Origin of the sequence: Chryseobacterium oncorhynchi, from assembly GCF_002899895.1 — a bacterium.
Lineage (GTDB): Bacteria > Bacteroidota > Bacteroidia > Flavobacteriales > Weeksellaceae > Chryseobacterium > Chryseobacterium oncorhynchi.
Window position 1 is genome coordinate 185,960 of sequence record NZ_PPEI02000006.1, and the last position, 14,260, is coordinate 200,219.

14 protein-coding genes are annotated in these 14,260 nt (G+C 36.1%); 7 read left to right on the forward strand and 7 right to left on the reverse strand.

What is annotated here, in order from left to right; all coding sequences use genetic code 11:
• The first annotated feature begins 69 nt into the window (after positions 1-69).
• The 7 genes from flxB (at position 70) to C1638_RS18745 (ending at position 9,536) form a co-directional block, all read left to right on the forward strand.
• A complete protein-coding gene (gene flxB / locus C1638_RS18715; RefSeq protein WP_109623474.1) occupies positions 70-801 on the forward strand; it encodes a flexirubin biosynthesis SDR family reductase FlxB in 732 nt (243 codons plus the stop codon).
• 105 nt (positions 802-906) lie between these two features.
• Positions 907-2,127, forward strand: coding sequence for a beta-ketoacyl-[acyl-carrier-protein] synthase family protein (locus C1638_RS18720; protein WP_109623475.1), 1,221 nt, complete (start codon positions 907-909; stop codon positions 2,125-2,127).
• Positions 2,128-2,131: 4 nt separating this feature from the next.
• Complete coding sequence (locus C1638_RS18725; protein WP_076357177.1) at positions 2,132-2,386, forward strand: acyl carrier protein; 255 nt, start codon at positions 2,132-2,134, stop codon at positions 2,384-2,386.
• A gap of 104 nt (positions 2,387-2,490) precedes the next feature.
• On the forward strand, positions 2,491-3,375 hold the full coding sequence (locus C1638_RS18730; RefSeq protein WP_109623476.1) for a lysophospholipid acyltransferase family protein: 885 nt from the start codon (positions 2,491-2,493) through the stop codon (positions 3,373-3,375).
• 167 nt (positions 3,376-3,542) lie between these two features.
• A complete protein-coding gene (locus tag C1638_RS18735) occupies positions 3,543-5,060 on the forward strand; it encodes a phytoene desaturase family protein (protein ID WP_109623477.1) in 1,518 nt (505 codons plus the stop codon).
• Positions 5,061-5,071: 11 nt separating this feature from the next.
• Complete coding sequence (locus C1638_RS18740) at positions 5,072-6,760, forward strand: C45 family autoproteolytic acyltransferase/hydrolase (protein ID WP_109623478.1); 1,689 nt, start codon at positions 5,072-5,074, stop codon at positions 6,758-6,760.
• A gap of 133 nt (positions 6,761-6,893) precedes the next feature.
• On the forward strand, positions 6,894-9,536 hold the full coding sequence (locus tag C1638_RS18745; RefSeq protein ID WP_109623479.1) for a T9SS-dependent M36 family metallopeptidase: 2,643 nt from the start codon (positions 6,894-6,896) through the stop codon (positions 9,534-9,536).
• A 67-nt stretch (positions 9,537-9,603) separates the two neighbouring features.
• Here the strand turns inward: C1638_RS18745 and C1638_RS18750 are convergent, their stop codons facing one another.
• The 7 genes from C1638_RS18750 to C1638_RS18780 are packed head-to-tail and all read right to left on the reverse strand — an operon-like array spanning position 9,604 to position 14,220.
• Positions 9,604-10,776, reverse strand: a complete 1,173-nt coding sequence (locus C1638_RS18750) for a DUF2062 domain-containing protein (protein WP_109623480.1) — start codon at positions 10,774-10,776, stop codon at positions 9,604-9,606.
• Between the two features lie 4 nt (positions 10,777-10,780).
• Positions 10,781-11,257, reverse strand: coding sequence for a hypothetical protein (locus tag C1638_RS18755; protein ID WP_109623481.1), 477 nt, complete (start codon positions 11,255-11,257; stop codon positions 10,781-10,783).
• Positions 11,254-11,634: an ApeI family dehydratase gene (locus tag C1638_RS18760; protein WP_109623482.1), complete on the reverse strand. Its 381-nt coding sequence runs from the start codon at positions 11,632-11,634 to the stop codon at positions 11,254-11,256. The genes C1638_RS18755 and C1638_RS18760 overlap by 4 nt, the downstream gene beginning before the upstream one ends.
• Positions 11,635-11,636: 2 nt before the next feature.
• Positions 11,637-12,236, reverse strand: a complete 600-nt coding sequence (locus tag C1638_RS18765) for an outer membrane beta-barrel protein (protein ID WP_109623483.1) — start codon at positions 12,234-12,236, stop codon at positions 11,637-11,639.
• A gap of 7 nt (positions 12,237-12,243) precedes the next feature.
• The gene (lolB2, locus tag C1638_RS18770; protein ID WP_109623484.1) at positions 12,244-12,879 is read right to left on the reverse strand and encodes a flexirubin biosynthesis protein LolB2; all 636 of its coding nucleotides are present in this window, start codon (positions 12,877-12,879) and stop codon (positions 12,244-12,246) included.
• Entirely contained in the window at positions 12,845-13,471 is a 627-nt protein-coding gene (lolA2, locus tag C1638_RS18775) for a flexirubin biosynthesis/transport protein LolA2 (RefSeq protein WP_109623485.1), read from the reverse strand. Before lolA2 ends, lolB2 begins: the two co-directional genes overlap by 35 nt.
• A complete protein-coding gene (locus C1638_RS18780) occupies positions 13,468-14,220 on the reverse strand; it encodes a polysaccharide deacetylase family protein (RefSeq protein ID WP_109623486.1) in 753 nt (250 codons plus the stop codon). Before C1638_RS18780 ends, lolA2 begins: the two co-directional genes overlap by 4 nt.
• Between the last annotated feature and the right edge of the window lie 40 nt (positions 14,221-14,260).

Genomic DNA, 14,260 nt, shown 5'->3' on the forward strand with positions numbered 1-14,260 from the left:
ATGAATTGTCTATAAATAACAAGGAATAAGCTAACTTAAAAAAACTAAAAACGAAATAAACACTAACGCATGAAATGTGCAATTGTAACAGGAGGCTCCAGAGGAATCGGGAGGGCGATCTGTATAAAACTGGCTGAAGAGAAAAACTATCATATCCTTATCAACTACACTTCAAACGAAGCTGCAGCAAAAGAAACTTTGGCTAAAGTAGAAGAACTTGGAGCTACAGGAGAAATTCTTAAATTTGATGTAGGAAATACCGAAGAAACACAAGCTGTTTTAACGGCTTGGCAGGAGAGAAATCCTGAGGCTTTGGTAGAAGTTATCGTTAATAATGCCGGAATTACAAGAGACGGTTTGTTTATGTGGATGCAAAAAGAAGACTGGAACAGTGTAATCAATACCAGTTTAGATGGATTCTTCAATGTAACCAACTTCTTTATTCAGAAATTACTTCGTAACAAATACGGACGAATCATCAATATGGTTTCCGTTTCCGGAGTAAAAGGAACAGCCGGTCAGACCAATTATTCTGCTGCTAAAGGTGCTTTGGTAGGAGCTACAAAGGCTCTTGCTCAGGAAGTGGCAAAAAGAAATGTTACAGTAAATGCAGTGGCTCCGGGCTTTATCAGAACAGATATGACCCAGGAGTTTAATGAGGAAGAATTGAAAGCAATGATTCCTGCCAACAGATTTGGAGAAGCAGAAGAAGTTGCTGATTTAGTAGCCTTTTTAGCCTCTAGAAAATCTTCATACATTACAGGAGAAGTGATTAATATTAACGGCGGAATTTACTCATAAATAATCTAACAATATACCAATGTACCAGTGTACAAATGTTGATTGAACCTCAAAAAATATTATTACATGGCTAGACTGATACATTGTTAAATTCAATATAAACAAATGGAAAATAGGGTTGTGATTACCGGAATGGGGATTTATTCCTGCATTGGGACGTCTCTAGAAGAAGTCAGGGAATCCCTATACCAAGGAAAATCCGGTATTATTTTAGATCAGGAGAGAAAAGAATTCGGGTTCAGGTCAGGCCTAACAGGGGTTGTTCCAAAGCCGAACTTAAAGAATCTTCTGAACAGACGCCAGCGTGTCAGTATGGGGGAAGAGAGTGAATATGCCTATCTTGCTACCACTGATGCTTTGAAGCAGGCGAATCTTGACGAATCCTTTTTAGATACCCATGAAGTTGGGATTTTATACGGAAATGACAGCGTTTCTCAGGCAGTTGTAGAATCTATCGACATTGCAAGGGAAAAAAAAGATACTACATTGATGGGATCTGGAGCGATCTTTAAATCAATGAATTCAACAGTGACGATGAACCTTTCTACAATTTTCAAGTTGAAAGGGATCAACCTTACCATCAGTGCAGCCTGTGCAAGTGGTTCGCATTCCTTGGGACTTGCTTATATGATGATCAAGAATGGTTTTCAGGATATGATTATCTGTGGAGGAGCTCAGGAAACCAATAAATATTCCATGGCAAGCTTTGATGGATTGGGTGTTTTCTCAGCCAGAGAAGATGAGCCCACAAAAGCATCAAGACCTTTCGATACAGAAAGAGATGGTTTAATTCCCAGTGGAGGAGCAGCCAGCTTAATTGTTGAAAGCCTGGAGTCTGCACAAAGAAGAGGAGTACCTATTCTTGCTGAAATTATAGGATATGGCTTTTCATCAAACGGAGGACATATTTCAACCCCAAATGTTGATGGTCCGGCTTTAGCAATGGATAGAGCTCTGAAGCAATCAGGACTAAAAGCTTCAGACATAGATTATATTAATGCTCACGCAACTTCCACACCCATTGGCGACGCTAATGAGGCAAAAGCAATATATGAGATTTTTGGAAGTGAAGTTCCGGTAAGTTCTACCAAATCCATGACAGGACACGAGTGCTGGATGGCGGGTGCAAGTGAAGTTATCTACTCAATTCTGATGATGCAGAATGATTTTGTTGCTCCCAATATCAACTTGGAAAATCCTGATAATGAAGCACAAAAGATAAATTTAGTCTCCAAAACAAAAAATCAAAAAATTGATGTATTTTTGTCGAATTCTTTTGGGTTTGGGGGAACCAATTCTGCACTAATAGTTAAAAAATTTGATTAAAAACATGGAAAGGGAAAAAATTGTTGCCATTGTTAATGATTTTCTAGTAAACGAATTTGAAGTTGACGGAGATGAAATCAGTAATGATGCCAACCTTAAAAATACACTGGGCCTAGACAGTCTGGACTATATCGATATGGTAGTAGTGATTGAATCTAATTTCGGAGTGAAATTAGGAGAAGCCGACTTCAAGAAAATGGTGACATTTAATGACTTCTACACAACGATTGAAAATAAGATTGCTGAAAAAAACGCATAGTTATTAAGTAAATCTATTCTTTAAAATGTACCAATGTAATGATATGAGAGTCTACTCAAAGATATTATTACATTGGTATACTGTTATATTAGTAAATTCTATTTATGAACAAGTGGAAAGGTAAATCTAAAGGAACGGTACTGGGATACAGAATATTCGTTTGGTGTATTAGAAATATCGGGATCAGAAGTTCATATTTCATACTCTATTTTGTAGCTTCCTATTACGTTCTGTTTCAGAAGAAAAGCAACAGATACATTCGTTATTATTTTCAGAAAAGATTAAACTACGGTTATTGGAAAGCCAAGCGCTCCATTTTTAACAGCTATTTTACATTCGGAAAAGTTCTGATTGACAAAACAGCGATCTCTGCGGGGTTGAGAGACAAGTATACCTATGAATTTGATGGTATTGAAAATCTCAGAAATCTTTTGGCAGCCAAAAAAGGAGGCGTTCTTATCAGTGCTCATATCGGGAATTTTGAAATTGCAGAGCATTTCTTTGCAGACATTGATTTTGATTGTCAAATTAACTTAGTGACTACCGATCAAGAGGTTACAGTGATTAAAGAGTATCTCGAAAGTGTTGCTGTAAAAGAAAGTAATATCAAATTCATCTACGTAAAAGAAGATATGTCGCATATCTTTGAGATCAATCAAGCCTTGTCAAACAATGAACTGATCTGCTTTACCGGTGATCGTTACTTTGAGGGATCCAAATACCTTGAGGCTGATCTGTTGGGGAAAAGTGCAAAATTTCCGGCAGGACCATTCCTCATTGCCTCCCGACTGGGGGTTCCTGTCGTGTACGTTTATGTGATGAAAGAAAACAATCTTCATTATCACTTATATGCAAGAGTAGCACAGAACATCAAAAACCGTGATTCACAGGGGCTTTTACAATCCTATGTTCAAAATCTTGAAACGATGATCAAGAAATATCCTCTTCAATGGTTCAATTATTTTGATTTTTGGGATGATGTTGATTAATTTTTCTATTTTTACCCTCTAAAAACTAATAAAAAACTCAAAGTCATTAAGATTATTAAGAATTAAAATAATACAGTTTCAATAGTTTTCTTCGTATATTGATAACAAAGTAATCTATGGTTTCTTAATTCTGAACACTCTTAATTTTTTAAAAAACACATTCTCCTTTGAAGAAACACTATGACATACTTGTAATCGGCAGTGGATTGGGAGGTCTTGTTTCGGCTCTTATTTTAGCAAAGGAGGGTCTGAAGGTTTGTGTGCTGGAGAAAAACAATCAGTATGGAGGAAATCTACAAACCTTTTCAAGAGATAAACTTATTTTTGATACCGGCGTTCATTATCTGGGAGGACTTTCAAAGGGACAGAATTTAAACCGCTTTTTCTCCTATCTGGAAATCATGGATGAACTGGAGCTTCAAAAGATGGATGAAGACGGTTATGACAGAATTTCCTTTGGAGATAATACAATAGAATATCCACATGCTCAAGGCTATCAGAACTTTGTAGAACAACTATCTGTACATTTTCCGGAAGAAAAGGAAAATCTGGAGAGCTATTGTGAAGAAATTCAATACGTTTGTAGCCAGTTTCCAAGGTATAATGTAGTGGGGAAAGACAACTATAATGAAGAAATCCTGCACTTAAATACCAAAAGGTTTATAGAATCCGTTACCCAGAATAAAACACTTCAATCGGTTCTGCTAGGTTCTAATTTTTTGTATGCCGGAGATTCTGAAAACGTTCCTTTCTATGTTCATGCTTTAACGGTAAATTCCTACATTCAGAGTGCCTATAAATGTGTGAAAGGAGGAAGCCAGATCTCAAAGCTGCTTATTAGAAAGCTACGTCAATATGGTGCTGACGTCCATAAACATTCCGAAGTTTCTGAATTTGTTTTCAATGAAAATAATACGGTAACGTCAGTAAAAACAGTTACAGGAAAAGAATATACCGCCAAGCGCTTTATTTCAAATATTGAGATTCGCTCCACCATGAAGCTCATTGGTGAAGAAAGGCTGAAGAAATCCTTTCTGAACAGGGTTTTGAGCTGGCAGCCAGTGTCATCATGCTTCAGTGTTTATATCATTTTAAAACCTCAATGTTTTCCTAATTTTAATTATAATCTTTATCATTATTCCTCAGAAGAACAGGTTTGGAACGCATCCCGTTACCAAAAAGAAGCTTGGCCGGAAACCTATATGCTTTCTTCCACCCCCTCAAAACATCATCCGGAGTTTGCAGAAAGTCTCACTGCTATTTCCTATATGGATTTTGATGAGGTTAAAAAATGGGAAAGCACATTCAATACAGTAGCCGAAGAACATGAAAGAGGAGAGCAATATGATCGATTTAAGCTTCAAAAAGCTGAAAAAATGATTGAGGCTCTGGAAAAGAAAATTCCTGATCTTCGGCATGCCATTAAAAGCGTATACACCTCTTCTCCTTTGTCTTATCGGGACTATATCGGCAGCTTTGATGGAAATATGTACGGATACATGAAAAACTCGGATAACCCGCTTAAAACAATGGTTTCTCCCCGCACAAAAATTGATAATCTGTTTCTGACAGGTCAATCAGTGAATATGCATGGGATTTTGGGCGTTACCATCGGTGCATTCAATACCTGTGCTGAAATTCTGGGAAAAGAAACCATAGACAAACGTCTGGAGCAAATGATTTAATAAAAACCACCGTGAAAAAAACTAATACGAATTATCTTCCCTATATAAGATCTCTCATCTATTTATTTCCTTTATTTATCCTGATTTCATGCGGGGTTTCAAAGTCTGTTAACCATCTTCCGGAGGTAAAGCAATATTCATTGGAAATTCCAAAAGTGAATAAAATCAATGATACCACATTCAGCTATAATCAGAATTTTCTGACCAAAAATAAGCAACAGCTTTGGGAGCTTTATATTAAAGGAAATCCTTTGCAGCTAGGTTATAATAATGGAGCATTAACTCAGGATTTAATGCAAAAACAGGAGGAAATTTTCTTCTCGAAAGTAGAGGGTTTTGTTCCGTCAAGATTTAAGCAGAAACTTTTGAATGGTTTCTTAAAATGGTACAACAGAAAAATGTATCTCAACGTAAGAGAAGACTATCAGGCAGAATTATACGGTTTGTCACAATACTCTTCCAACCAATATGATTTTATTGCTTCCAAGTATCTGAGAAATCTTTATCTGCACGGTGCACACGATATCGGACACGCCATGCAGGATTTGGCGATGGTTGGATGTACCTCTCTGGCTGTGTGGAATGAAAATACAGAAGATGGAGATTTATTGATTGGAAGAAACTTTGATTTTTATGTGGGAGATGACTTTTCCAAAAATAAGCTGGTTGAATTTGTAGAACCGGAAGATGGAATTCCCTACATGTCCGTAAGCTGGCCGGGGATGATTGGCGTAGTTTCCGGAATGAATAAAGAAGGAATTACAGTGACCATTAATGCAGGGAAATCAAAAATTCCTTTAACAGCAAAGACTCCTATTTCTCTGGTAACAAGGGAGATTCTTCAATATGCAAAAAATATAGATGATGCCATTGCTATTGTAAAAAAAAGGAACGTTTTTGTCTCAGAATCAATTCTGGTGGGAAGTGCCCATGATAAAAATGCAGTAATCATTGAAGTTTCACCGAAAAATTTCGGAGTATATAAAGTACAGAATACAAGTAAGGTATTTTGTACCAATCATTTTCAGTCTGATACCTATAAAAATGATGCAAGAAATCAGAAGCAGATCAAGGAAAGTCATTCTGCTTACCGCTATGAAAAATTACAAGAACTTTTACAGGAAGAAAAAAAGCTGAATCCTGAGAAAATGGCTTCTATTTTAAGGAACAGATCCGGTTTAAAAGATGAAAGCATAGGGTATGGAAATGAAAAAGCCTTGAACCAACTTTTGGCCCATCATGCTGTGATATTCTCGCCTCAGAAAAAATTAGTCTGGGTGTCTTCCAATCCTTATCAACTGGGAGAATTCGTGTGTTATGATCTTAATGAAATCTTTTCAGATCAGGGGTTGAAACCTAATGATTTCTCAAAATCACAACTTAATATTGCAAGGGATCCTTTTGCAGATTCACAGGAGTTTAAAAATTATGAGGAATACAGGCAGATAAGCTCTAAAATTAATGATGCCATTCACAATAAGGAAATACTTTCAGATAATTTTATTGCTCATTATCAGTCCTTAAATCCGGATTTCTGGAAAGGATATTTTGTGGCAGGAAAATATTATTTTCAGAAAAAAGAGTATTCAAAGGCAAAGTCTGAATTTGAAAAAGCACTTACTAAGGAAATAACAACAGTTCCGGACCAGAAAACAGTTGAAAAGTATTTAAATAAGGCTATTAAAAAAATAAACAATTAATTGTAAACTCCTTTTATAGTTGTTTTTATTGCGAATTTATTCATTTTGAAAATATATTTTTATTAATAATGTAACATTTCGTGTTTTTTGACACTAACTGATTAATCACATTTATTAATTTTAAGTATTACACATGAAAAAAATTCGACTTAGTGTTAAATTTCTGCTGCTTTGTTCATTTTTCAGTTTTGGGGTATTTTCTGCCCAAAAATATGAGCAAACAATCAAAGACTATGTAAATTCTGGAAAAGGGGCTTTCCAAAGAGTGAATCCGGAGCTGAAGACTTTTAAAATTGTAAATATTGACCCTTCTCAAAGTTTAAAGGGTGATATTGTAGGAATCCAGCAAACGATCAACAACTATCCTATTTTTGGAAGCTCTGCTAACGTTTTGATCAGGGACGGGAAAGTTCTGAATTTTGCAGATACCTTTATTAAAACATACCCTTCAGCGGTTAAAGGCAAGGAAAGTTCAAGAAAAGAATCTTTAATTGCTGATGCTGCCAAAAAGATGAATGGCTTGTCTTCAGCAAAGAATATTGATGGCAAACAGGGGCCTTTAAAGGCAAATACTGTATATTTTGCTAAAGGAGGAGAGTTGATACTTGGTTATCAGGTTACTATTGAAGAAAAAGGAACAAGCAATATCTGGAATACTATTATCAGTACAGAAGATGGTTCTATTCTATATCAGGAAAATACAACCCTTTCCTGCAGTTTCCATGACGATGCTTACGATCAACACTCTTCGGAGCATGAAAATCATAATCATGGGGCTCATGCAGCTGTTTTTCCAAGTAATTTAAGTAAAACAAAAGAATATTCCAATCTTGTTTTAGCGCCTGATAATGCATCTTATAATGTATTGGCGTTTCCGGTAGAAGCTCCTACATTTGGAAGCCGTAGCCTTTTGAATAACCCTTGGGACCTGACGGCCTCTCCGGAAGGATGGCATTCTGACGGAACCAACCACTATACAATAACAAGAGGTAATAATGCATTTGCATATACTGATGAAAACAATACCAATTCTCCGCAGTTTTCACCAGACGGCGGAGAAAGCAGAGTATTTGATTTCCCAATGGATATTACCTTAGGCCAACAAAACTATACGTCTGCAGCAGTAACCAATTTATTTTATACAACCAATAAAATGCACGATGTATTTTATAAATTTGGATTTACAGAGTCTGCAAGAAATTACCAAACCAATAATTTTACGAATGGTGGAGCGGGTAATGATCCTGTTCTTGCTGAATCACGTGATGGAAGTGGTATAAATAATGCAAACTTTAATCCTGGTGTAGATGGTACCAGCGGAAGAATGCAGATGTTTCTATTTGTACCGAATGGAGCAAGATATCTTTATTATAACTCCCCAGCAAGCTATTTGAATAGAACTCCGGCGGCAGGAACGGCTAACTTCGGTCCTCAGCTTATAGGTAGTCCTCCTGTAACAGGGGATTTAGCCCTTTCAACCCCTGCAGATGCGTGTACTGCAGTTACTGCTGGTAGCCTTACCGGAAAAATTGCAGTAGTAACGGCTGCTACGTGTGGGTTTGCTGTTAAAACAAAAAATCTGCAAAATGCAGGGGCAATAGGAGTGATACAATATCATCCAAATAGTGATCAGCCTGTAGGACTTGGTGGTACAGATGCTACTATTACAATTCCTACCATCATGGTTGGAAAATCAGAAGGCGAATTTTTGGTGAGTGAAATAAACAATGGAGTAGTTGTAAATGCAACATTGAAAACAGAGGCTGTTTATAAAGATGCAAGTTTAGATAATGGAATTATAAGCCATGAATATGGGCACGGAATATCCAATCGTCTTACAGGTACAGGAAGTTCTTGTCTATCTTATATCTCTTCCAATGAACAGATGGGAGAAGGATGGTCTGACTTCTTTGCCTTGATGATGACTACCAAACCGGGTGATAATGCGTCCATAGCAAGAGGAATAGGAACCTTTACTTCCGGAGAGGGAATAACTGGGGGCGGAATAAGACCCGCAAGATATTCTCCTGATTTCGCGGTTAATAACTACACTTACGGACGAACTAACGGTATGAAAACCAACGGAAGTTTTCTAGGTATTGCAGTTACAGTGCCGGATGTTCACAGTATAGGATTTATTTGGGCTTCAATGCTTTGGGATCTTAACTGGAAGTATGTAGAAAAATATGGATATAGCAGTAATGTTTTAGCTGATCCTAACAGCGGAAGTGCAAAAGTTTTACAGTTGGTAATGGACGCTCTTAAGCTACAACAGTGTAATCCTACTTTTGTACAGGGAAGAGATGCTATCATAGCTGCTGATTTAGCTTCTACAGGCGGACAAAACAAATGTCTTATCTGGAATACATTTGCTAAAAGAGGTTTAGGAGTAAATGCTTCTGCCGGTGCATTGGGCGGATTGGTATTTGGAGCCAGTCAGCCACTACCGGACATCACCGATCAGGTAGAGGACTTTACAGTTCCTGCAGATTGTGAAACATTGGCAGTGAAAGAGATATCAAACTCTAAGGGTATTTCAATCTATCCAAATCCGGTAAGAAATGAATTTACCATAAAAACTCCGTCAGGAATGAATCTTTCAGGAATCACGACTGTTTCTATCTATGATTTTACAGGTAAGCTGATTTCTACGGAAAATATTAACCTTAATAAGCAAACTACCATTAATGCCAGTCAATTAATTAATGGAACTTATATTGTAAAAATAAGCGGTAATTCCATCAACTATTCTCAGAAGATTATCGTTTCAAAATAGTAAAATAAATAATTAGGAAGTAAAAGCCTTGGAATACTATATTTCGGGGCTTTTCTTTATTCGTAATTTAATTGTTTTCCGGATTCAGTTTATTCAGAAATAGAAAAGTGCTTATTCCTGCTAAAGCAGACAAAGTCGTACTTAAGATGAAACTTCCAATAACATATTGAAGCAGATTATTCTTAATGAGCTCAAAATTAAGATCCTGACTTAAAACATTACTGTCTCCATGAACAAACGGGGAACCAAGAAACAATGATGCGGCAATAATAAACGGAATGAAAGGAGGGAGACTCACGTTGGAGGCTACGAATGCAAGAACTTTATTCAGCTTGAAAAGAACAGATAAACTGATGACTAATAGCGTTTGAAATCCCCAAAATGGAGATAGCCCGATAAAGACTCCAAGGGCAATGGAAAAAGCCTTTGTACGGTTGCTACCATCGCTTTCCAATACATCTTCCTTTATGAATTTTTTAAAACTTTTTTTTTTGAAGTTATTCACGAAGTTTCTCGGAATAATATAAAAAAGAGTGATCGTTACTAAAATCGTATTCAAGATACTGATCCTTGTAAAATCCTTAAACGGCCTGAAATGTGAAACACGTTCTGCGGGATCATATAGCACCTTGATAGGAATATTTTTTACAGGAACATGTCTCCATGCAGTCCTTACAATGATCTCAATTTCAAACTCAAATTTTGGAGTGAAATATTTCTTTGGAATTTTGTGCAAAGGATATAGCCTGTAACCGGATTGAGTGTCTTCCAGCCTAATTCCTGTTTCGAACCAAAACCAAAAATTAGAAAATCTGTTTCCGAAGCTGCTTTTCTTTGGAATACCATCTTGGGACATATTTCTATTTCCAATTAATAGTACCTCTTCGTTTTCCTGAAGCAAAGCATCTACAAATACAGGAATATCATCGGGATAATGCTGGCCGTCAGAATCAATGGTTATGGCATAATCATAGTTCAGTTCCTTAGCTTTTCTAAAGCCTATTTTCAATCCGTTTCCTTTTCCTTTGTTCTCAGGTAGGGAGATGGTGGTAATGTGAGGATATTGAGCAAGAATTTGAGGAGTAGAATCGGTAGAACCGTCATTGACCACAATAATACTTTCGGTATAGTTCAAAACACCGTCTATTACCCTTTTAAGGGTTTTTTCATTATTGTAGGTAGGTATTAAAACGCAAATCTTCTTTTCAGAAATCACATTTTGTACTTCAGCAAGGGACATTATATTATTTTAAAGTGGCTCTTTCAGCCTCGGTAATGGTTTTAGACTGCAATGCAAACCTCTTGATATAATTTTTCAAGGCTGTACTTTGTTTGTTGTAATTGCTCAGTAGGAAAGCCTTATCATCTTTTAGACTACCTCGGTAACCCACAATTTTAGGAATGTTTTCCTGAACACTTAATCTGATCAGACGTAATTCTGCATTATTAGGATTACTTTTGATAATAGCTTCAAGACTTGTAGCTCCAGTCTTTACAAGGGCTTTTCTATTTCCCTTGGAAACCTTTGCTTCCATGATCTTTGCGGCTGCTTTATAACCTAAAGTGACTGCATCAGAACCTGATTGCTTTTCTGCAATTCCTATGAAATTTTCAGTATTGGCTGCAGAATCGTTGGCCTTGGCATAGCTGTTTCTCACAGCTTCTATGTCAGACTGAAAGAAAAAAATAAATGCCGCTACGAATGAGAAGATAAGTTTCATGCCGTTAATTTTTTATAGCTTACAGACAATTTCAATGCAATAGTCTCGCCAAAGGAAGTTATGTTTTTTACTTTAACATCTTCTTCATTTTCAGTAATATCCAATTGAAGTTTCAGATCCGGAGTTTCAAAAGGATTGATAATGGCCATGAATTTTACGTTCGACGCCGTTTTTAAGAATAATTTTGAACCTGTAAATTCTTCTGTCAGTTCTTTAATAATCTGCATCATACAAACACCAGGTGTCACAGGATTTCCCGGAAAATGGCCCTTGAAAATATCATGATCTTTATTTAAGTTGATATGCGCAATAAAACTTCCGTTTTCTGCTTTTTCGTATGATGTTAAAGTATAAAAGTCTGTAAGAATGGTCTGCATAATTATTTTTTCATGTTAAATGTATAGTAAACCCCTGCTTGAAATGTTACATTGGTATGATCATTATTAATGTGTACAAAACCTTTTTTAATTCTGGCTTCAACACCAATATTTTTTGTAATATCATATCCTGCGCCAAACAGCAATCCAAGATCTGCATCTGTAGGAGAATCAATCTCTTTGTGATCTGTCAAAAGTTCTAAAGTAGGGCCGAAATGAATATTAAATTTATCAAAATAAAATTTATTTACAACAGCTCCTCCTACATAAGAAAGAGTGACGGTTTTAGACGCTACGGAAGATTTTTGACTTTCAAATTTTGCTCCCTGACGAGTATAATAAATTTCCGGTTGAAGAGCATAGAACTTAGCAAATCGGATATTCGCCTGAAAACCAATATAAAAATCTACTTTTGATTTGATATCATAAGCATTGCTTCCATAGTGATATCCCTGATTATCGTTATAATAAAAGTAATCTTGTGCAGGTCCGTCAGATAGGTGTGCTATATTAGCACCTAATCTGATTCCCGGATTAAAAGTTACCTGGGCAAAAGATAAACTCGAGATCAGTGCAAAAAGCAAGAAATATATTTTTTTCATGTAGAAGTTATTCAGTTTCGGTTATTTGAAATAGTTTTATATTGATCTTGAAATCCTTGTGTTGTAGATTTAAGCTATCCGCGAAGATATGCTTTTTTGCCCCAAATGTAAAATCGATTTTCTCCTTGTTGTTTTTGGTGTAAATGATCTGTTTCAGTAGCCCATTTTCCTTGTTGAAGAATAGATAATAGCCCTTGTTGTCAATCCTTGAAAGATAGATTTTAGAGCTTTCATTTTCAAAGCTTTCACTTACCGGATATTGTTTTTTCAATAGCTGCTGAAAGTCGTTTTTTAGAAAATTAATGACGATTTTTTTATCCAGATCGGGCAGTACATAATTCAGTTTAAAATTATTGTCCGAAATCTCAAAATCAATCAGCTTATTGCCAAAGTCAGAGGTTAATACGACACGGTGTGTCGTTTCGTTTAATTTTTTGATGATAAGGATTCCGCTTACGTGATTTTTATAAATGTCCATCTGACATTTATAAACATAATCTTCAGTAGATGAAAAATAAAGATTTTCAACAGTCTTTTCAGTTGTTGAAACTGACTTTACATCACTTAGCTGATACGTTTTACAGGAAACTACCAGTAATAGAAACAGGCTACAAAGTAAATTCTGACGCAGGAATTGAAGCATTGATCTTTGTGTTTTTGAAAACAATATTCGTGGTATCACCTGAAGCCTCCGTCATATTAACCTGAGAAACCGTAGACTGGTTCTTTGGGAAATAAAGCTCAATCTGTTTGATGTATTTCAGCAGTTGTGAGGTCTTTGGGACAAACTTAGCTACATTGTAATTTCCATTCTTGAAGTAGGTTACTGTAAATTCAGGATCATTGAACATGGTTCCGTTTGAACTTCCTACAATCAGTTTATTGATCTTTTCAAAGGTTTTGCTTTTAGCATCCACAGAAGATTTTTTCCCTTGATCATTGATGAAGATCTTATTGCTTTTAAAAACAATGCTGTATTGATAAGGCTTTGTATATTTCCAGCTCAGCATATTAGGAGTTTGTAAAGACATTTTTCCGTAGGTGACAATGCTTTTATCCAAAAAGTCCATTTTTTTGGTTTGGGTAAAATCACTCTGCAATGTTTTGATTTCCTTGGTCTCTGAGGAAACTTTTGACACAAATGCTTTGGCCTCGGCTCCCGACATGGCTGTATTTTGTGCAAAAAAGAAACCGGATATCAGTAAAAATGCTCCTAGAGCAATATTTTTAATCATTTTTTTCTTGAATTTGTAATTGAATCAACGGTAAATGTTGAGTACTTTTTATCTTTCAAAAATACTAATAAATCTACCAGTACACGATACGTTTTTTCTGAGGTATCATGGAGTAGAATAATACTCCCTTTTCTTAAATCTTTAGTAATTCTTTTGTAGATTTTCTTTTCGTCATCAATGATGGTATCCAGAGAACGGACGTTCCAGCCGATGCTTATTTTATGAGTTTGCTTAATGGCTTTTGCAATACTCGGATTGGTAACCCCGAAAGGAGGTCTGTATAAATTGGTCTGTATGTTTCCAACATTATTTATCACCTTATCACAGTTTTCAATTTCTGCGATCATTTTGGAAGTGGATAAGAAGCCTGTTGATTTAGAATGGGTTAATGTGTGGTTTCCGATAGTGTGGCCTTCAGTAATAATTCTCTGAAATGTTTCAGGATATTTTTCAATCTGCTTTCCGATACAGAAAAAAGTTGCTTTTATCTGTTGTTCTTTGAGTAAATCTAAAAACTTCGGTGTAAACTCGGTGGGTCCATCATCAAAAGTCAGAGCAATTTCCTTGATTTTTGTACGTTTATGGGTAATACTGTTGACAAAATATCCCAGTTCAATAGCGAATGATCCCCAAACAACTACAGCAGAAAAAGCAAGAAAACAAGCCATATACACCCAAAAGCTTCCCTGAAACGCATAGATAAAAACGTTACAGAAGAGATAAAATAAGATGAATGAATAGTGTTTCATCGCTCGCTGTTTTTAAATAACAAAAGTAATGTATTATCTG

Bases quoted from the DNA above. Each gene is read 5' to 3' on its own strand.
- flxB (WP_109623474.1), top strand. From the start codon at position 70: ATGAAATGTGCAATTGTAACAGGAGGCTCCAGAGGAATCGGGAGGGCG.
- C1638_RS18720 (WP_109623475.1), top strand. From the start codon at position 907: ATGGAAAATAGGGTTGTGATTACCGGAATGGGGATTTATTCCTGCATT.
- C1638_RS18725 (WP_076357177.1), top strand. From the start codon at position 2,132: ATGGAAAGGGAAAAAATTGTTGCCATTGTTAATGATTTTCTAGTAAAC.
- C1638_RS18730 (WP_109623476.1), top strand. From the start codon at position 2,491: ATGAACAAGTGGAAAGGTAAATCTAAAGGAACGGTACTGGGATACAGA.
- C1638_RS18745 (WP_109623479.1), top strand. From the start codon at position 6,894: ATGAAAAAAATTCGACTTAGTGTTAAATTTCTGCTGCTTTGTTCATTT.
- C1638_RS18750 (WP_109623480.1), bottom strand. From the start codon at position 10,776: ATGTCCCTTGCTGAAGTACAAAATGTGATTTCTGAAAAGAAGATTTGC.
- C1638_RS18755 (WP_109623481.1), bottom strand. From the start codon at position 11,257: ATGAAACTTATCTTCTCATTCGTAGCGGCATTTATTTTTTTCTTTCAG.
- C1638_RS18760 (WP_109623482.1), bottom strand. From the start codon at position 11,634: ATGCAGACCATTCTTACAGACTTTTATACTTTAACATCATACGAAAAA.
- C1638_RS18765 (WP_109623483.1), bottom strand. From the start codon at position 12,236: ATGAAAAAAATATATTTCTTGCTTTTTGCACTGATCTCGAGTTTATCT.
- lolB2 (WP_109623484.1), bottom strand. From the start codon at position 12,879: ATGCTTCAATTCCTGCGTCAGAATTTACTTTGTAGCCTGTTTCTATTA.
- lolA2 (WP_109623485.1), bottom strand. From the start codon at position 13,471: ATGATTAAAAATATTGCTCTAGGAGCATTTTTACTGATATCCGGTTTC.
- C1638_RS18780 (WP_109623486.1), bottom strand. From the start codon at position 14,220: ATGAAACACTATTCATTCATCTTATTTTATCTCTTCTGTAACGTTTTT.